General features: G+C 39.4%; 18 protein-coding genes and 1 other annotated feature. Of the genes, 11 read left to right on the top strand and 7 right to left on the bottom strand.

The genetic code is table 11. The features are described from left to right. Positions 1–103 precede the first annotated feature (103 nt). Both CIK86_RS02810 and CIK86_RS02805 read left to right on the top strand, forming a co-directional pair. Positions 104–1,267: a M23 family metallopeptidase gene (locus CIK86_RS02810; protein ID WP_086998862.1), complete on the top strand. Its 1,164-nt coding sequence runs from the start codon at positions 104–106 to the stop codon at positions 1,265–1,267. Beyond that, positions 1,257–1,739 carry a polymer-forming cytoskeletal protein gene (locus CIK86_RS02805; RefSeq protein ID WP_086998860.1) on the top strand — a complete coding sequence of 161 codons (483 nt, stop codon included), beginning with the start codon at positions 1,257–1,259 and terminating at the stop codon, positions 1,737–1,739. Before CIK86_RS02810 ends, CIK86_RS02805 begins: the two co-directional genes overlap by 11 nt. On the opposite strand, the gene CIK86_RS02800 is transcribed toward CIK86_RS02805, so the two are convergent. Continuing rightward, entirely contained in the window at positions 1,740–2,213 is a 474-nt protein-coding gene (locus tag CIK86_RS02800) for a hotdog fold domain-containing protein (protein ID WP_058373868.1), read from the bottom strand. It lies immediately after the preceding gene. Between the two features lie 380 nt (positions 2,214–2,593). Here CIK86_RS02800 and CIK86_RS02795 point away from each other — a divergent pair, with 380 nt between their 5' ends. The 3 genes from CIK86_RS02795 to CIK86_RS02785 are packed head-to-tail and all read left to right on the top strand — an operon-like array spanning position 2,594 to position 4,905. After that, positions 2,594–3,787: a multidrug effflux MFS transporter gene (locus CIK86_RS02795; RefSeq protein WP_011328830.1), complete on the top strand. Its 1,194-nt coding sequence runs from the start codon at positions 2,594–2,596 to the stop codon at positions 3,785–3,787. Positions 3,788–3,789: 2 nt separating this feature from the next. Then, positions 3,790–4,422 (top strand): LysE family translocator, encoded by a 633-nt coding sequence (locus tag CIK86_RS02790; RefSeq protein WP_011328831.1) that lies wholly within the window; start codon positions 3,790–3,792, stop codon positions 4,420–4,422. Between the two features lie 18 nt (positions 4,423–4,440). Beyond that, a complete protein-coding gene (locus CIK86_RS02785) occupies positions 4,441–4,905 on the top strand; it encodes a methylglyoxal synthase (RefSeq protein ID WP_011328832.1) in 465 nt (154 codons plus the stop codon). 11 nt (positions 4,906–4,916) lie between these two features. Here CIK86_RS02785 and yegD read toward each other — a convergent pair whose 3' ends face one another. From yegD to CIK86_RS02760, 5 genes are all read right to left on the bottom strand, one after another. Then, positions 4,917–6,281 carry a molecular chaperone gene (yegD, locus tag CIK86_RS02780; RefSeq protein WP_086998857.1) on the bottom strand — a complete coding sequence of 455 codons (1,365 nt, stop codon included), beginning with the start codon at positions 6,279–6,281 and terminating at the stop codon, positions 4,917–4,919. An 82-nt stretch (positions 6,282–6,363) separates the two neighbouring features. After that, positions 6,364–7,206 (bottom strand): DNA ligase, encoded by an 843-nt coding sequence (locus CIK86_RS02775; protein ID WP_086998854.1) that lies wholly within the window; start codon positions 7,204–7,206, stop codon positions 6,364–6,366. A gap of 32 nt (positions 7,207–7,238) precedes the next feature. Beyond that, positions 7,239–7,895 carry an HAD family phosphatase gene (locus tag CIK86_RS02770; RefSeq protein ID WP_086998851.1) on the bottom strand — a complete coding sequence of 219 codons (657 nt, stop codon included), beginning with the start codon at positions 7,893–7,895 and terminating at the stop codon, positions 7,239–7,241. A 59-nt stretch (positions 7,896–7,954) separates the two neighbouring features. Continuing rightward, positions 7,955–8,254: a hypothetical protein gene (locus tag CIK86_RS02765; protein WP_011328836.1), complete on the bottom strand. Its 300-nt coding sequence runs from the start codon at positions 8,252–8,254 to the stop codon at positions 7,955–7,957. A 63-nt stretch (positions 8,255–8,317) separates the two neighbouring features. After that, positions 8,318–8,412, bottom strand: a sequence feature (Trp leader region). Beyond that, a complete protein-coding gene (locus CIK86_RS02760; protein WP_086998848.1) occupies positions 8,376–10,613 on the bottom strand; it encodes a TonB-dependent receptor in 2,238 nt (745 codons plus the stop codon). Its footprint overlaps the feature before it by 37 nt. Before the next feature lie 391 nt (positions 10,614–11,004). Between CIK86_RS02760 and CIK86_RS02755 the strand changes: the two genes are divergently transcribed. Next, complete coding sequence (locus CIK86_RS02755; protein WP_086998845.1) at positions 11,005–11,553, top strand: DUF308 domain-containing protein; 549 nt, start codon at positions 11,005–11,007, stop codon at positions 11,551–11,553. Positions 11,554–11,612: 59 nt separating this feature from the next. Here the strand turns inward: CIK86_RS02755 and CIK86_RS02750 are convergent, their stop codons facing one another. Then, positions 11,613–12,473 carry a mechanosensitive ion channel domain-containing protein gene (locus tag CIK86_RS02750; protein WP_086998842.1) on the bottom strand — a complete coding sequence of 287 codons (861 nt, stop codon included), beginning with the start codon at positions 12,471–12,473 and terminating at the stop codon, positions 11,613–11,615. Positions 12,474–12,662: 189 nt separating this feature from the next. Between CIK86_RS02750 and CIK86_RS02745 the strand changes: the two genes are divergently transcribed. The 5 genes from CIK86_RS02745 to CIK86_RS02725 all read left to right on the top strand — a co-directional run bounded on the left by CIK86_RS02745 (position 12,663) and on the right by CIK86_RS02725 (position 19,033). Continuing rightward, entirely contained in the window at positions 12,663–12,872 is a 210-nt protein-coding gene (locus CIK86_RS02745; RefSeq protein WP_011328840.1) for a hypothetical protein, read from the top strand. A 218-nt stretch (positions 12,873–13,090) separates the two neighbouring features. Next, the gene (locus CIK86_RS02740) at positions 13,091–15,226 is read left to right on the top strand and encodes a M3 family metallopeptidase (RefSeq protein WP_086998839.1); all 2,136 of its coding nucleotides are present in this window, start codon (positions 13,091–13,093) and stop codon (positions 15,224–15,226) included. Positions 15,227–15,373: 147 nt separating this feature from the next. Next, positions 15,374–16,801 carry an amidohydrolase family protein gene (locus tag CIK86_RS02735; RefSeq protein ID WP_086998837.1) on the top strand — a complete coding sequence of 476 codons (1,428 nt, stop codon included), beginning with the start codon at positions 15,374–15,376 and terminating at the stop codon, positions 16,799–16,801. A 94-nt stretch (positions 16,802–16,895) separates the two neighbouring features. Then, positions 16,896–17,750 carry a carboxylate/amino acid/amine transporter gene (locus tag CIK86_RS02730; protein ID WP_086998834.1) on the top strand — a complete coding sequence of 285 codons (855 nt, stop codon included), beginning with the start codon at positions 16,896–16,898 and terminating at the stop codon, positions 17,748–17,750. A 41-nt stretch (positions 17,751–17,791) separates the two neighbouring features. Then, a complete protein-coding gene (locus CIK86_RS02725) occupies positions 17,792–19,033 on the top strand; it encodes a glycerophosphodiester phosphodiesterase family protein (RefSeq protein WP_086998832.1) in 1,242 nt (413 codons plus the stop codon). The last annotated feature ends 57 nt before the right edge of the window (positions 19,034–19,090 follow it).

Raw genomic sequence — 19,090 nt, 5'->3', positions numbered from 1 at the left:
TTGCCGTCCTTTTTTATTAATTCAGTCATAGTTACAATTTTTTTCTAGCTTTTTAAACTCAAATTGCTATCTTAGCTTGGTTAATAGCCAGTATTTATGTGTCATGCCTATATTTATAAAGTCTTTTTTTGAACAGTTTTTTCCCTCTCGTCAACTACTTATTCGCCAAAATGGTGAAGTTAAGCATGTGGTTTTGGCGCCTTGGCTGCAAGTTTTTATCGTATTACTTGTATTAGTTACTCTTAGTTGGGTAAGTATTTCGAGCTTTCGGGTTTACTCACAAACTACAAAAATATCAGATATTGAGCAAACTCAACTCGATGAGCAAAAACAATGGCAACAGCAAGTCAGCGAGCAAAAAACACGCCATGACGAACAAATAGCACAATTAGCTGAGCTTGAACAAAAACAAGCTTTACTCCAAAGCATGATCGAATCTCTTCCTGCTTCTCTTAGTAAAGATGTTATAAAGCTGGGTGACGAACTTGAATCTCCTATTGAAGAAGAGCAAAGCGAGTTTCATGAACCTTTAGTCGATGACAGCGCTCAAAGTAAACAGGTGCAAAATACGCCCCCTAGTACATTCGCTGCTCGCTATGCACAGCTAAATCAATACTACGAGCAAAATTTTTTATCGCTTGAAAGTCAAATTACCCAACGTCATAACGCCATTTTAGCCATGCTTAAAGGTGCAGGGCTAGAGTCTGCATTAGCGCAACATTTAGCATTAAGCGAGCAAACAACCGCTCAAGGTGGTCCGTTAGATGTATTCGATGAAGCAAAAATTCCTGGCACATTTTTAGCTATTGCCGATAAATTATTACTACTAAATAATTTAGAAAACTTTTTAAATGAACTGCCTAATACCTTACCGCTGCCAGCTGCAAAGTATTATATTTCTAGCAACTTTGGATTGCGAAAAGATCCAATGAACAGTCGCCGCGCCTTTCATAAGGGCGTTGATTTAGCCGGCTGGCATAAAACTGAAATATTTGCTCCTGCCGACGGTACTGTACTGCGCGCTGGGCGCAATGGCGGTTATGGTAACTTTATAGAACTTGAACATAAAAATGGCTTAGTCACTCGCTTTGGTCATTTAAATAAAGTTAAAGTAAAAAAAGGCCAAGCAGTCACTAAGCACGATGTAATAGGCTTAATGGGCAGCACCGGCAGAAGTACCAGCACTCACTTACATTATGAAGTGCTTATTGATGGCAAGCATGTCAATCCTCTTAAAATAACAAAGGCGCTCTCTCGTGTTTGGTAAAAAAAAGAAAATTAAAAACGACTCTCCATTAAAACGTGTAAATCACGCACCTTCTATAATCTCAGAAGATATGCGCCTTACCGGGTCAATAATAAGCCAAGGTGAAGTACAACTTGATGGCCGCATTGATGGCGACATAAAAGCAGCACACTTAGTAATTGGCGCTACAGGCGTAGTTGAGGGTGTTGTAGAAGCGACAAGCGTGATTGTTAAGGGCAAAATAATTGGTTCATTAAATGCCAGTGAAGTTAACATTAAAAATAACGCTCATGTGCATGGTGATATTTTTCACGATACGCTTAGTATAGAAGCTGGTGCAATTATTGAAGGTAATTTAAAACAGCGCTTTGAAAAAGAAAACTTAACACTCATTAATGATGAGTCAAAGCCGGTGAGCGATGTAAAACCATTAATTAACGAGGACGATATCGGCTTGTCATTCGTAAATAAACAAGCCCCTAATAAAAGCTAGTTACTTTTTAGCTGTAATGTACATAGTAATATCTGCAGTGAATACTAGTTCATTGCGGGTATTATATAATTTTACTGGCACCACTAAGTCTTCTTTATCTAGCCACTGGTGCGGTAAATCAATCTCTGCAATAGCGGTTACATCGGTATCTACTTTAGCTAAATACCGTACCGTCATACCTTTTGGGATCCAACGGTGAGTTTTAACCGGTACCGTGGCATCCACCATCACTCCAGCACATAACTCGGCCAAATTACACTGCGCTATTGCATGTATTGTACCTATGTGATTATGAACCCTACGCCGGTTTTTAACCCGCGCACTACAATGTCCTGCTTTTAAATTAAGTATGTAAGGCTTCATCGAGCCAAAGTATGGCGCTTTAAAACAGACTATTTTAGTAAATAGCCAGTGCCCAAAGGGTAGCTTTTTAACAATGCGCCATGCTGTTAAAACTGAAGATTTATTGCTCATTATTATTTTCCATCGTTTATTCTTTTGCAAAAGTAACACATCAGACCAGTTTGAGGTAGTGTCTTTAAAAGTCCCTTTTAGCTATTTAACCTTAACTTTGGTGAAGAGATTTACTAACGTATTGAATCATAGTTATATTTAAATTTATTTTTTCTAACCAGTGATTTTCAGTGACAATAAGGCGAATTTACGCGTCAACTGCTGATCTATTGCAAGTAAATTCAGCGCAGTTAGCGCTGAAAATAGCTGCTTGAGATAGATTTATTACCCAGAGTTCATGTTATTTAAATTAAAAAATATCAATGTCGACGATACTAAGGGTCATAAGCCCTTTCTTTTTTATTAGTCCCCCCCTAAAATACGCGACAAAAGGAGAACTAATGCAAACACAGCCCGCTAAACCAAACTTAACTTTATTACTTATATTAGCGTTACTCGTTATTTTTTGCCCTATGGCTATTGATATTTACCTACCTGCATTTCCAACTATTGCTGAGCAATTTGCTGTTTCAGAGCAGCAAGTACAACAAAGTGTTGCTATTTTTATGCTCACTGTAGGCTTAGGGCAATTAATTGCAGGCCCCCTTGCCGATAAGTTTGGTCGTAAACCGGTCGCTGTCATTGGTATTAGCCTGTATGCGGGCTCTGCCTTGTTAGCCTATTACGCTCCTTCATTTAATATATTGCTGCTCGCGCGTGCTTTACAAGGATTAGGAGCATGTGCCACTTTTGTGGTTGCTTTTGCCATAGTACGTGATAAATACGGTGCACAGCGAAGTGGGCAAATGATCACTTATTTAAATGGTATTATTTGTTTTATTCCAGCATTAGCGCCCATTTTAGGGGCATGGTTAACCGTGCAGTTTGGCTGGCGGATGAATTTTTTATTTTTAACTTTTTTTGCCATTTTTGGCTTAGTTATAACCTTATTATTTTTTAAAGAAACACGCCCAGCAGACAGCTACTATCAAGGCCATATTTTAGATTTACGCCGTTTTATGCCCATTATTAGCACTCCTATATTTTTATTTAATAGCTTACTTTGTATGGTCGCAATGTCGGCAATACTGGTGTACGTAACACTTGCGCCGGGTTGGTTAATTACTCACTTAGGCGGTACAGTTGCTGACTTTACTTTTTGGTTTACACTCAATGCGGTATGTAGCATTGTGGCGAGTTTTATAGCGCCTATGTATATTAAAAATAATAGCCAGCGTGCTTTGCGTCTTGGGGTTGGTTTATTGATTTTTTCGGGGTTATTAATGCTTGCGCTTAGCACCATACAAACCGCGCTGGCACTTATGTTACCTATGCTTATTGCTGCACTTGGTTTTGCTTTAAGTTTAGGCTCAGCAGCTGGTATGGCACTTTCTCGCTTTGCAAAACAAGCCGGAACCGCTTCAGCGCTACTTGGCGCAATGCAAATGAGTGGTGCGAGTATATTAGTGTTTGCAACACAGTTTTTAGGGTTAACTACACCATGGCTAATAGCCTTTCATTTACTATTGTTACTTCCTCTTTGGCTTATTTTAATAAGTAAAAAAGGACATGCTTTACACCCAACTCAAGGCTGATCATGATAAACCCTGATTTTTTAGTTTCTTTTTTACTGGCTAGCTTTTTAATTGCGGTGGCCCCAGGGCCTTCTAATGCCTTTTTAATGGCACAAACCTTTGCTAATGGCCGTACGGCAGGAATGCAAAGTGCGTTTGGTTTTGCCCTCGGTGGAGTAGTACATACATTTTTTGCTGTTGTTGGCTTAACCGCCATACTTAAAGCCTCTGAGGTAGCTTATAGTGCAGTGCAATATGCAGGCGCTGCTTATTTGTGCTACTTAGGGATAATGATGCTTAAAAGCACTTTTATAAAAGAGCCTATTGAGCAATCAGACAAACCACATATAACTACGAAGAAAAGTAAAAATGTAATGTTTCAAGCCATGATGACCGAAGTACTTAACCCTAAAGTGGCATTATTTTTTATCGCGTTTATTCCACAATTTGTTGATCCAGCACTTTCTTCGGCTACTTTTCAGCTCGCCTTTTTTGGTTTGCTGTATCCGCTTTTTGCTTTTCCGATTGATTGCGCTTATATTTATTTTGGCGATAAAATTGCGCGCTTTTTTAGAGATAACCCAAATAGCCAAACTTGGATAGATAGGATCACCGGCATTGTTTTCATTGCCCTTGCTATTAACTTATTACTTTAACAATAAAAAGAATTTTTTATGGACCAAAAAATACAATCGCTACCGGCTAAAAAAAATATTGCACTAGTAGCGCACGATGGTAAAAAAGCGGCTTTAAAATTATGGTGTATAAAACACCTAAACGCACTGAGCGAGCATACATTATATGCCACAGGCACCACAGGGCATTTAATCAATAAAACCACAGGGCTAGATGTAATTCAATTGCTTAGCGGCCCAATGGGTGGCGATCAGCAATTAGGGGCTAAAATTGCTGAGCATGAAATACATATGCTGGTGTTTTTTTGGGACCCGCTGGCATCGCAACCCCACGACCCAGATGTAAAAGCACTACTACGCTTAGCGGCAGTGTGGAACATACCAGTAGCCTGTAATGAAGTAAGTGCTGACATGCTCCTAAGCTCGCCATTAATGAATGTTGAGCTTGAGCGCACCTTGCCAGATTACGAAAAGTATTTAGCAACCCGACAAATAGATATTTAATATTTAATGGCTTAGCTGTAAAGCATGCTAGCCCATTTAGTTAAGCCGGCGGTTACACTACCAAAGTGATCGCCATTAACCATTTTAATATCACCTAAATGTTGGCTAAGCGCCGCTTTAATAAGAGGCGACTGTGCACTACCACCGGTTAAATAAATAACATCGGGCGTAGTATCTGCATCATTTATAGCTTGCTTCGCTAAAGTGACTATTTGGCTAATGCTATCATCTACCGCTAATGCTAAATCACTGACTGAAACATCTTTACTTAATGACGCATCTAAAAAGCTAAGATCGCAGTTATAATTAGTGGCTGAAGTTAATGCTATTTTAGCAGCCTCAGCTTGTTGTACTAATTGATGCCCTTGCCTATTTTGCTGCAAATGTATTAATCGTTTAAATAGCTCTGGCGCGCTTACATCACGCAATTGTGCGCTAAGTTCTCTATAATGGTTAGCACTATAAAATTGGCTTTGTAAGTTTACATCGTTAATTTTACAGGCTTGCCAAAAAGCTTGATTAGGCAAAGGTAGCCCTGATTTAAACGTACTGCCTAAGCCTAAAAGCGGCATCAAGCCATAGTAACTTAAAGCTATGTCTAAATCGTTTCCACCAATACGCTTACCGCTGTGAGCTAAAAAGTCAGCGTCACGGTCACTTTTATCCCGAAAGCTTGGCCCCATTTGCACAAACGAGCAATCGCTGGTACCGCCACCAATATCAATAACCAGTACTTTTTGGTTTTGTGTTAAATTGCTCTCGTAATCAATACCGGCCGCCAGTGGCTCGTATAAAAATGCTACATCTTTAAAGCCGGCACGTTTCGCAGCGCGCTCTAAAATACCAATTGCTTGCTGATTTGACTCCTCACCGCCTACCGCCTGAAAGTTAACCGGACGACCAATAACGGTTTGGGTTAACGTTTTGCTTAGTGATTGCTCAGCACGTTGTTTTATTTTTAAAATCATTGCGGTGGCAATGTCTTCAAAAAAGTTAATTTGTCCTTGTTTTAAACCTGTAGCGCCAAAAAATGATTTTGGTGATTTAACAAAATAACCCTCTTCAGGAAATTGCACATACTCGCTAATTGCTTCGCGGCCAACAAATAAGGTTTCGTCTGTGGGGTGTAAATCTAAGTCAGATTTAATTCGTGGTAATGAATTTAGCAATGCTTGGCGCTGAGTTTTAAACGCAAGCTCATCGCTGCTACCTTGTAAATGCTTGGCAACATAGTCAACTACCAACGCACTATGGTGGGTATAAAGTGTTGAAGGTAGGTAATGTTTTCCTTGCTCTAACGGCACTAATTGAACGTTACCCTCGTTCATTACACCCATAGCACAATTAGAACTACCATAATCAAAACCAACAAACATATATCACCATACATCACTAAAAAGGCCGCGCAATTTAGCATACCTAGCAATAAATATATACTCATATAGGGCTGAATAACTGTTAGAGTGACTCTCTCACGCGTAAAAAACTAGCAAAACGAGGTAAGCCATTTTTTGTTAAACCATGGAATCGATAAGTAATGGTGCTACCCAATGCTGGCGGGCTTTCGCGCTCGGCATCGCTAAATCCGGTGCCAATTGAAAACAGTTGCCCTTGCGCTGTTTTTACTCTTAACGCTCCTAACATGCCTTGGTATTTACCTTTACCCGGTAGGTATGCAATCACTATTGCCTCTGCATCTAAGTAGGGCTTTAATTTTAATAGCGCATCGCTGCGCCCATCGGCATGTTTTGCGCTTGCTAAATGCAGCATAACGCCTTCGCCACCTTGCGCTGTTATATTTTTAAAATAGTTAGTTAATAATTGGTTATTAGTAAACTGATGCTGCTTAACAGCTTTTATATGAGGTGAATTTAAACCCGTAACAAGGCGGTTGTAATTATTGTAGCGCTGGCTAAAAGGCGCGTCTGCATCAGGCATATCAAATACTTGATACGTAATACTTTGCCAATCATGATTGTTAGGGATTTTAGTACGCACAATGCCACTGAGCACCGCAAAGTGCTGATGTTTAGTCCACAGTTCACCATCAAGCCATACTTTTGGTAAGGGCGCTGTAAACCATTCTGGCGCGTTTATTACATTACCTTGCCGAGTGACAAACTGTTCACCTGTCCAAATTGCCCTTACACCATCAAACTTTTCGCTGACTAAATAGTTACTTACATCGCTGTGCTTAGTTTCATCATACACTTTAGCAAGCAGCACCTTGGGCAATGTTGCATTCACAATAGAGCTAAAAAGTACTGCTGTGATTAAAGTAATTAATTTTATATAAAACATCAGCGCGTCCAAGCAAGGTAATGTGGCTTAAACTATAGTTGAAATTGCAGCCATTGCCAAAACTCTTGCAGATCATCCATACGGTAACTGGCTTGGCTAAAATCATGGTTTTGCGTATGGCTATTAGCAATCGCCACAACACTTACAGCGGCGTCGTTTGCTGCAGTTACTCCGGTAAAGGTATCTTCTACTGCAATGGCATCTTTAGCAGCTACATTTATCTGCTTGAGTGCTAATAAGTAAGGATCTCCGGCTGGCTTTGGATTAATAACATCATCTTTAGTGACTACTGCGTCAAATAGATCATAAAAGCCAAGCCCTTTAAATATTGGTTCTGCTTCGTGGCGAGCGCTGCCTGTTACTAACGCCATTTTTAAGCCGCTGCTTTTAACCGCTATTAATGCTTGTTCTGCAAAAGGCATTAGTGCTGGTAAATTGGTTTTTACATATTGTGCAAATAAACGGTATTTTTCATCGGCTAAATAGTCACTGCTAACCGATAAGTTATGCTGTTGCTTTATTTCACTTGCAGCTTCGAGCGTTGGCCGCCCCGAAAAACGCTGACAAAACTCACCCTCTTCGTAGTTTACATTAAATGGCGCAAGTACCTGGCTCCAACATGCAAAGTGCATGCTTTCAGAGTCGACTAACGTGCCATCCATATCAAATAATACTGCTTTTAAAGTCATTTTTATTCCTTATCACAGCGCTAAAAAAGACGCCTAAGCGCCTTTAATATGTTTATAAATTACTCCGTTAAACCCGCCGGTGGCTCACCAGTGGCTTCTTCACCTGTTTCAACATCAACCAACTCATAACCACGCGCTTTACGCGCCACTTTTAAAACAGGTTTTTCAAACGCTGTTTTTAATCGCTCAGAATCAGCTTTTAATTCATCAAGCGATGTACCAAAAGGAGCTGCTCCGGTTTCAGACCAATTAGTTACTTTACCATTAAGGTTATATTCTACTTCATGTATTTGATACTGCGCTGCTTCATCTTTTGTGGCTTCACAAAAAATCACTCGGTAGTTCCAAAATCCAGCCATTTTTCATCTCTTTATTTTGCAAATCAATTAACGCTACTTTAGCAGTAATATTAATGAATATAAACGAAAAAGCCCGCTATAAAAGCGGGCTCTGTAGTATTTTTACTATTAGTGTTTAAGCTTAAAAGAAGTTAACTTTAAACTCTACACCAACGTAACGCTCTTCATTAACCATTACAGTATTATTGTTGAAGTCTACGCCACCAATAGATTGTTGCTCGTCAAATAAGTTACGCACAAATGCTGACACTTGGTATTCATAGTCGCCATCTGCCCATGCGTAACCGGCACGTAAGCCAGTTTCAACAAGCGGCTTACCTTCAAACTCAACTGATTCATATAAGAAAAAGTTAATTTTGCTACGATAAGAAACATCGCCATAAGCAAAGAATTCACCATCAGCTAGCTCTTTGGTATAACGTAATGTGAAGTTAGAAATCCACTCTGGAGCATGCGGTAAGCTGTTACCATCGAGTAATACTTTACCATTTACTACTGGGTTAGTAATTGTCAACGTTGGGCGGCTTGGAGCTGCTATGCTAAGCGTGTCATCTTTAAGCTCAGTTTTGTTATAACTTAAGTTGAATGTAGCATTTAGCTCATCACTTAACACCCACTCAGAATCTAGCTCAAAACCATAACCTGTGGTTTTATCGACATTTAACAAACGGTTAAAGTTAGCACCACCACCTACAGCTGTTAACTGTTGGTCATTCATTGTGTAGTAAAAAACAGTGGCGTTAACACGACCTTGACCATCAAGTACGTCTGACTTAATACCTGTTTCGTATGAGGTTACCGTTTCTGTTTCTGCGGTAGTTACATCATTACCATATAAAATACGCCCTTGTAAGCTAGGTGCACGGAAGCTATTAGCAATACGTGTGTACCAGTTTACGTCATCATTTACTTTATAGCTTGTTGAAATATCCCAGCTAATATGGTCATCACTTACATTGATGAGTCCACTAGATAGCGGACCAGCACCAATTGGGCTTTGAGTACGGTTTGCAGAAAATTCTTTTTCATCGTCTGAATAACGCAGACCTGCAGTTACTTTTAAATCATCGCTAATCGTGTAATCAACTGAGCCAAATACCGCCCATGCTTTTGTATCTTGTTGCTGTATTACATAACCGGTTTGATTGCCCGCAGGTGATGAAAACGTATTATAGCTGAAATTTTCAATTGTCAGCGCTTCATCAAAGTAAAACACACCTACTTGGTAGTTTATATCGCCAGCAAAGTTGCTTGATAAGCGTAACTCTTGGGTATACTGATCATGATCTGGAATACCATCAGCACTTTCTGCTGAGCTAAAACCTGTCTCATAAGCGCCGTCAATGTCTGCACGAGAATATATTTCTGCACTTTCCCACGCCGAAATAGAGGTTAATGTGTGATTATTAAAATCCCACTCAAGCTTTAAGCTCGCACCTTCTGACTCAACTTGCTGCGTCGCACGTGATGCCGCATCGTGGTAAACCACGTCATTTTCAAAGCCATCAACTAAATCGTTAGTACCTGGCTTGATAGAATTACCAAAGAAGGCAATTGGTTTACCGTCCATATCACGCACGTGGTAGTTAAATAAACCAGTGAAGTCATCGCCTTCGTATAAAAACTGAATACGGGCTGCTTTATCTGTGTAGCCGCCTAGCGCGTCTTTTTGTTCAAACCCTGGAGCACGACTATCAATGTAATCGTCTTTATCTTGCCACAGTACTGATACACGCGTTGATAAACGGTCAGTTAAACCACCGCCTACCGCACCTTCAAAATCTACAGCGCCACGGCTACCGTAAGATACCGAGCCGTAACCTTCAAATTCTTGGCTTGGTTTTACTGAATCAAATTTAACAAGGCCCGCAGGCGTGTTACGCCCAAACAAAGTACCTTGTGGTCCACGTAGTACTTCTACACGTGAAACGTCAAATACTGGAAAGCCTTTTAAAATAGCGTTTTCTTGTACTACTTCATCTACAACCAATGATACCGGTTGTGATGCGTTTAAATCGAAATCTGTATTACCTAAACCACGTACATAAAAGCGTGGGAATGAACGACCAAATGAAGACTCAATTGATAAACTTGGGATTTTCGCATTCATAAAACGAATATCCATACCAGCAGAGCTGTAAGCATCCAAGCTATCGCCTTGCAGTGCAGAAACAGCTACTGGTACTTCTTGTGCATTTTCTACACGTTTACGAGCAGTAACTTGAATAACTTCTAATTGATTTTTCTTTACCGCTGGCGCTTGCTCAGCAGCAATAGTAGAAAATGAAGTGCCTGCTACGGCAGAGAGTAACGCTGCATTTACTAGGGTTGCTAACGTAGATCTTTTCATTGCTTTCATGTCGGGGATTAACCTTTTTAGTGCACTCTTGTTCAACGGTTGATGTGTTGCGCCACTTACAATAGCGGACTCAGGCAATTTTTCGCGATACGCTACGCGGACCTCTTTCTCGAGAGTGCAAAACGAATTAAAGAGGCTGAATGAGTGGTTAATATTATAACACCCTGACGCTCTTTTACTGCATAAAAGAAACATAAAAAAACAATTTGTGCAAAAAATACATCTCTTAAAATAATTAAAAATAAACCCTTTAAAAAAACAAAAATAGCGGACATTTGACCTGTTTCAAATTAAAGTTATGCTATATAGACTTGATATTAAACTTGTTTGACCCTGCTAATAACAATAGCTACCTTATCTGGGCGCTCATACTATTTACTTAAGGATTAAAATGAATCTTACGAATACACTCACCAAAAACTGGTCGTTACTTTTACTTCGTGGTGTTATAGCCATACTGTTTGGTTTAATAACCTGGTTTGCACCTGAGGCGTCGTTGCAAGTTATGTTATTAGTTTTTGCTGGCTACTTTTTATTTGATGGCATATTAAGAGTTTGGGTTGCCATAACATCAAAAAAATCAAATCCCTTTTGGATGCTATTATTAATTGGTGGCTTACTGAGTATTATTGCCGCTTTTGTCACTTTACTTGCACCAAACCTTACCGCCTTATTGTTACTTTATTATGTTGCTGCGTGGGCGATTGCAATTGGTGTAGTAGAAATATTTTTAGCCCAAAAGTTACGTAATGAAATTAGTAACGAATGGATTTTAATTATTAGTGGTTTTATTTCTATAATATTTGGACTGTACTTAGTATTTAACCCAGGTGCAGGCATTTTAACCTTGCTTTGGTTAGTTGCTGCATACGCTATAGTATTTGGCGCGCTTATAGTTGGTTTAGCGCTTAAATTAAAAAAATTAAATCAAAGCCGCTAATTCAGTTGGCTTAGCACCAAAATGCTAAGCCACTTTTCTTTATATTTAATGGGTGCTAATTACAGTGGCGTATTGAATTTTTTATCATCAATATGAATAATACGTTGTGGTAAGGCAATTTTAATATTATTTAACTTAAACTGCTTATAAAGACTAAAACGAATATCGCTGCGAACTTGGCGCAACATCGTTTCAGACTCTGCATACACCCAAAAATAAGCACTAAACATCATCGCGCTTTCAGCAAAGTCATCTAACAACACCGCTTTTGGTAAGGTGGGTAATATTGCCGGATGATCTGCAAGCACTTGTTGCATCAGTTTTTCAACCAATTCAACATCTGAGCCATACATTACACCCACATTAACCGAGGTACGTGCATTACGATCAATTAGCGTCCAATTAGTTACTGTGTTTTCTAATAATTGGCTGTTTGGTACTAGCATATGTACGCCATCGTTACGGCGAATACGGGTTGAGCGAGTGTTTATCGTTTCAACTACGCCCTTAGCATTGCCCACCTCTAAAAAGTCACCAATACGAATTGGTCGCTCCCACATTAATATCCAGCCACTAATAAAGTTATTAATGATATTTTGCGCACCAAAACCAACACCTATCGCAATAGCACCCGATACAAAAGCAAAAGCGGTAAGCGGTATATTTAACACCTCTAAAGAAGTGAAAATTAAAATTGCGATACTTAAAATAAAATAAATTCGCGTAAACAATAGCACCGCATCAGGGTTCATTTTACGTTTAAGTAATGATTTTTTTATTAACTTACCAATACGAGTAACCACAAACCACATAGTAAAGAATATCAATGGGATCTGAATTACTTTTACCACTGTAATTTGCACATCGTTGTAACTAAAAAGTACAAAAGCAAGCATTTGATTTAATTGTTCTAGTGTCATTTATTATCCAAATAAGTAAGAAGATACCGCTCTATAAACGTGTGTCTAAAATAAAAGTAAAACTGGTTCAGGGTTCGCTAAGTTTAGCACGTCATAATATTAGGGGAATAAAATCAATTTATACAATCAACTAACCTTTTATGGTACTTAGTGCTATATAAATAGTGTACTTGCACTGGAGATAACATTATGACGCAACTAACTTTAGCTCAAAAACTAGCAACCTTGCAGCCGCAGGTTGACCTTAATTTATTTGAAACTAGCCTCGAATACCGTAATAAAATTTTATCTTTACTCGCTCAACAAGAACAAGCACTGGCAACTATTAATCAAGAATTTGGCCAACAGCAACCGGTAAACTTTAGCTCTGATAAAAAATTTGTACTAGGTTACAATTAAAATTTGGATACTTTTTTTGCTTATTTACTTAACTAAGTAGCTCAAACGTTTATATTTAGAGCTACTTTTACCCACCTTTTCCTCTATTATTCGCTAACTTGCGTTTAAATCCCGCTTAATACCGATAAACATGATTGTATATAACTCTAAATTTGATAAGTTAACTGTGTTTTTCGACTCGCACAGCCTATTTCGGCTAATATTTTTATGGAGTTACTATGCGTAAAACATTGATCGCCACTACTATTGCTAGTGTTTTAGTATTATCTGCCTGTACATCAAACGATTCAAACAACATGGCAAAAGAGAGCGCTACACAAGTGCAAAACATTAACGCAAACAATGTATTGTTCAAATCAAGCCCATTACAATATATGGCACCAGAATTTAATAAGTTCTCTACTAAAGATTACGAAGCTGCTTTCGATGCCGGTATTGCTCAGCATAAAGCACAAGTATTAGCAATTGCTAACAACCCTGCCCCAGCTACATTTAAAAATACGTTAGTTGAAATGGAGCTGTCGGGTGAGTTATTAAATCGCGTATCTACTGCATTTTATAACTTATCAGGATTAATTTCTGACAGTGAATATCAACGTATCGATGAGAAAATGGCGCCTGTACTTTCAGCGCACTCAGACGATATTTACTTAAATGGCGCATTATTTAAACGCGTACAAACTATTTACGACAATAAAAGCAAACTAAATGCAGAAGATCAGCGTCTTGTTGATTTTTACTACAAACAGTTTGTTAAAGCCGGTGCCAAATTAAACGACGCTGAAAAAGCAAAAATGCGTGAAATTAACTCTGAGCTTGCTAAGCTTTCAACGGCATTTTCGCAAAACGTTTTAAAATCGTTTAAAGAAGATGTAATTGTTGTTACCGATAAAAGTAAATTAGCCGGTCTTTCTGAAGGCGAAATTGCAAGCCTAGCCGATGCAGCTAAAAAAGCAGGCAAAACCGGTTACATGATCACTTTAGTAAACACCACGCAGCAGCCAATTTTAAGTAGCCTAGAAAACCGCGACTTACGCGAGCAAGTGTTTACAGCTTCAACTAAGCGTGCGGCTAAAACTAACGGCCCTATTATTATTAAAGAAACCAACCTTCGCGCTCAAAAAGCAGAGCTTTTAGGCTATAAAGATTGGGCTTCTTATGTAATGACTTCGCGTATGGCGCAAACCACTGAAAATGTTTACGGCATTTTAGATGACCTTGCACCTAAAGCAGTTGAAAAAGCAAAAATTGAAGCTGCAGCAATTCAAAAAGTAATTAACGATTCTGGCGAAAGTTTTGAACTTAAACCGTGGGATTGGGCTTTTTACGCTGAAAAAGTACGTGCTGAAAAGTACAACCTAGACCCAGCCCTAGTTAAACCTTACTTTGAATTACAATCGGTAATTCATAATGGTTTATTCTTCGCTATGGAAAAACTATACGGTATTACTTTTAAAGAACGTAAAGATCTACCGCTTTACCACGAAGATGTAACTACCTTTGAAGTATTTAATGCTGATGGCAGTGCAATTGGTTTATTTTACATGGACCCATACGCACGTGAAGGTAAGCGTGGCGGTGCTTGGATGAGTGCATACGTAGGACAAAGTGGTTTAAAAAATACTAAACCTGTTATCTACAACGCGCAAAACATTCCAAAACCAGCAGCAGGTCAGCCTACATTATTAACGTTTGACGAAGTATCTACTTTGTTCCATGAATTTGGTCATGCGGCGCATGGTTTATTCTCAGATGTTAAGTACCCAAGCCTAGCGGGCACAGCAACAGCGCGTGACTTTGTTGAGTTTCCTTCTCAAGCAAATGAAGACTGGATGATTGAACCGACTGTATTAGCTAACTACGCTAAGCACTACAAAACTGGTGAGCCAATTCCACAAGACTTGCTTAACAAAATGTTAGAATCACAAAAATTCAACCAAGGCTTTGGTACTACTGAGTACTTAGCTGCGGCATTGCTTGATATGGAATGGCATTCATTTGGTTCTGATAAAAAAATAGCTGATGTAGAAGAGTTTGAGCAAAGCGCGCTAGAAAAACATGGTATTGCTTACTACCCTGTACCACCGCGTTATAAATCAAACTACTTTAGCCACACTTTTGCCGGTGGTTACTCTGCAGGTTACTACGCGTACCTTTGGACTGAAGTATTTGCAGCCGACGCCTTTGCCCATATGGAAAACAACGGTGGCTTAACGCGCAAAAATGGCGATAAGTTCCGTAAAGAAATCCTATCTAAAGGCAATAGCCGCGACTTAATGCAAAGCTACATTGAATTTAGAGGTCAAAAACCAACTACCGACGCACTTCTTAAGCGCCGTGGTTTAGTAGACTAATTAGTTAACTAATTTACACCTTTTAAAAAGCCCGCTTGCGGGCTTTTTTATTGCCATTAACTTAACCCACTTTTATAACCTTTTAACTCAAAGAAAATACCACTTTAAACAACTATGTTAATCTGAATAAAAAATTCAGGTGCCGCTATGAAACTCATATTAATACTCCCCATCACGCTTATTTTAGCTGCTTGTAACCAAGTGACTCAAAAACAACAAGCCGACATTATTATTAACCACGCCAATGTAATTAATATGATGACAGGGCAAATTACGGCTAATCAATCCATTGTTATCAAAAACTCTACTATTGTAGCCCGCGGCGGCAATGAGCTAAATTTACGTTACAGCGCTACGAGTCAAATTGATGCCAGTGGTCAATATGTAATGCCTGGGCTTTGGGATATGCATGTACACTTTGGCGGCGGTGAGCAACTAATAACAGAAAACAAACAGTTACTGCCGTTATATTTAGCCTATGGCATAACCACAGTGCGCGATGCAGCCGCTGATTTAAGTGAATCGGTATTACAATGGCGCGAGCAAATTAATCAAGGCACATTAATAGGCCCTACTATTTATACCTCAGGACCAAAGCTCGAAGGTAAAGACTCAATTTGGCCTGGCGACTTAGAAGTAGAAACCAGCGCAGAAATGCACGCCGCCATTGATAAACTTGAGGCCATGAATGTCGATTTTATTAAAATTACCGACAGCGCTTTAACGCCACAGTTATACTTACAAGCAGTAAAAGAAGTTAAAAAGCGCGGTTATCAAATTTCGGGGCATATTCCTTTTTCGCTTTCGGTAACCGATGTGTCAAACGCAGGGCTTGATGCGATTGAGCATATGACCTACATGTTAAAAGCCGCCGCCGATAACGAACAAGAAATTTCTGCTAAGGTAAAATCAGGTATACTGAGCTACTCCAGTGCGCTGCCAATTATTACTGAGCATGTTGACAAAGCCACAGCAATGAAAAAATATCGCGTACTCGCAAAAAATAATACCGCTGTTGTGCCTACCTTAATTGGCGGCCAAATTACGGCCTACATTGATGAAAACGACCATCAACAAGACGAGTACCTAAATTATTTAGGCAAAGGATTAAAAGCCACCTACCAATGGCGAGTTGATCGCGCAAATAAAGATACCCCTGAGCAAATAACACAACGAAAAGAGCGCTTTATAAAAACGGCAAAATTACTCCCTTGGGTGCAGCAAGCTGGCGTATCAATTATTGCAGGTACCGACGCCGGTTTTTTAAATTCTTATATTTATCCGGGATTGTCGTTGCATCAAGAACTCGCTATTTTTAGTGATTATGGGCTTACCCCGTTACAAACACTACAAAGTGCCACAATAGCTGGGCCTAAATTTTTAGGTAAAACGCAGCAATTTACCAGTTTAGAGGTAGGTAAAGTGGCAGATATTATTATTTTAGCGCGCAATCCGTTAGTTGATATTCGTAACACGCAATCATTACAAGGCGTTATTAGCCATAACCGCTACTACAATAAAAAAGCGCTAGAGCATTTAAAACTACAAGCAAAGCAATTTGTAAGTTCACAATAGTTACTTTTTTAGTCCACTTGTTTTATCAAGTGGACTATTACCCTTTTTTATTATCTAGGTTAAACTCGTTGTTTTATTTGGAGTTATAAAAACCATGGCTTACTTGTTTGCCGTCACCCTATTATGGGCGTTCTCGTTTAGCTTAATTGGTGTGTATTTAGCAGGCCAAGTTGATGCATGGTTTAGTGTGCTAATCCGCATTGCACTGGCTGCATTAATCTTTTTACCGTTTTTAAAGGTTAAACAGACTCCTAAACCATTGGCGTTAAAATTAATGCTTATTGGCGCAGTACAACTTGGCGCTATGTACAGCTTTTACTATCACTCCTTTTTATATTTAAGCGTGCCTGAAGTACTACTATTTACAGTAATGACCCCGCTTTATATCACCCTACTAAACGATGCTTTAGAAAAACACTTTAACCCTCGCTTTTTTATTGTTGCTATTATTGCCATTGGTGGCGCGGTAGCCATTAGGTATGAAGGCATAAATAGCGACTTTTTGCTTGGCTTATTATTAGTCCAAGCGGCTAACCTGTGCTTTGCCATTGGCCAAGTGGCCTATAAACGCTTAATGAGTAACAGTACCCTTGAGCACAAATCGGTGTTCGGTTGGTTTTTTATCGGCGCTTTGTGCGTTGCTTTAGTGTGCTACCTGCTGTTTGGCAATACCGATAAACTACCGACAACCACAACTCAATGGAGCGTGCTTATTTATTTAGGAATCGTAGCGTCTGGGTTTGGTTATTTTGTTTGGAACAAAGGGGCTACCTTAGTAAATGTGGGGGCGCTGGCGGTAATGAATAACTTACTGATCCCTGCTGGTATTATTGTTAATGTGCTTATTTGGAACAGAGATGCCGATTTATTCAGGTTAACTATTGGTGCAGGAGTTATTTTAGCTGCATTATTGGTGAATCAATACTTTAATAAAAGTGCCATAAAATAGCGCTACACTTACAGCATCTTAATAATTTAAAGTTGTTTTAAATGCTCGGTAAAATAATTTTAGTCGCCGGTTTTATTTTTATTATTACTGGCTGTAGCAATACACTAATTAACGAACAAAATGCTCAACTGGGTACGCGTCCTTATTATTTAATTAACGATATGGACGCTGGTGATTTAAAAGCACAATTAGAATCGTGTAGTGAAGGCCCTTTTTATCGCACCGACTTTTCAATTGGGCATCGCGGTGCGTCTATGCAGTACCCTGAGCATACCAAAGAAGCCTACACTGCGGCAGCAAGAATGGGCGCAGGTGTTGTAGAGTGCGATGTTACATTTACAAACGATAATGAGCTTGTATGTCGCCATTCACAATGCGATTTACACACCACAACCAATATTTTAGCCATTCCTGAATTAGCGGCTAAATGCAGCGAACCATTTATCCCCGCCGACGCTGAAAACGCAGTAACCGCCTCTGCAAAGTGCTGTACTAGCGACATTAGCTTGAGCGAGTTTTTAACGCTTAAAGGCAAAATGGATGGTGCAAACATGCAAGCAACTACTGCTAAGCAGTATATGCAGGGCACTCCCAATTGGCGCACCGACTTATACGCAACTAATGGCACATTAATGACGCATAAACAAAGTATTGCGTTATTTAAAGCACTCGGGGTAAAAATGACTCCTGAGCTTAAATCACCAGAAGTTAGCATGCCTTTTAAAGGCATGACACAAGAGCAATACGCGCAAAAAATGTTAGATGAATACATGCAAATGGGTATACCGGCATCGCGAGTATACCCGCAATCATTTAATCTTGATGACGTAAAATATTGGATAAACAACAATCCTGATTTTGCTGATCAAAGTGTCTATCTTGACGGGCGAGATAGCGATGCAGGGTTCGATCCAAGTAATCCACAAACATGGCAACCTAGCATGGATGAACTGGTTACTAATGGGGTGAAAATTTTAGCCCCACCTATTTGGATGATGTTAAAAATAGATAAAGAAAGCAATATTGTGCCATCACAATACGCAATTGCCGCTAAAGCTGCAGGCTTAGAGCTTATTGCATGGAGCCTTGAGCGCTCAGGTCCACTTAACCAAGGTGGTGGCTATTATTATCAATCAATTGCTGATGTAATAAATAACGATGGCGACATGATGAAAGTAGTTGATGTACTTGCGCAAGATGTTGGCGTAATGGCTATATTTTCCGACTGGCCAGCAACCGTAAGCTACTACGCAAGTTGCAATAAAATGCCTGCTAGTCTTTAACTAGTCGTATATTTTATCGCGCTCAGTTACCATATAAATTTATATAACTGAGCGCAA

It is taken from the genome of Pseudoalteromonas sp. JB197, assembly GCF_002332205.1.
GTDB classification, from domain to species: domain Bacteria; phylum Pseudomonadota; class Gammaproteobacteria; order Enterobacterales; family Alteromonadaceae; genus Pseudoalteromonas; species Pseudoalteromonas nigrifaciens.
The sequence above is the reverse complement of the archived record's forward strand: the minus strand, read 5'-3'. Positions and strand labels throughout refer to the sequence as shown.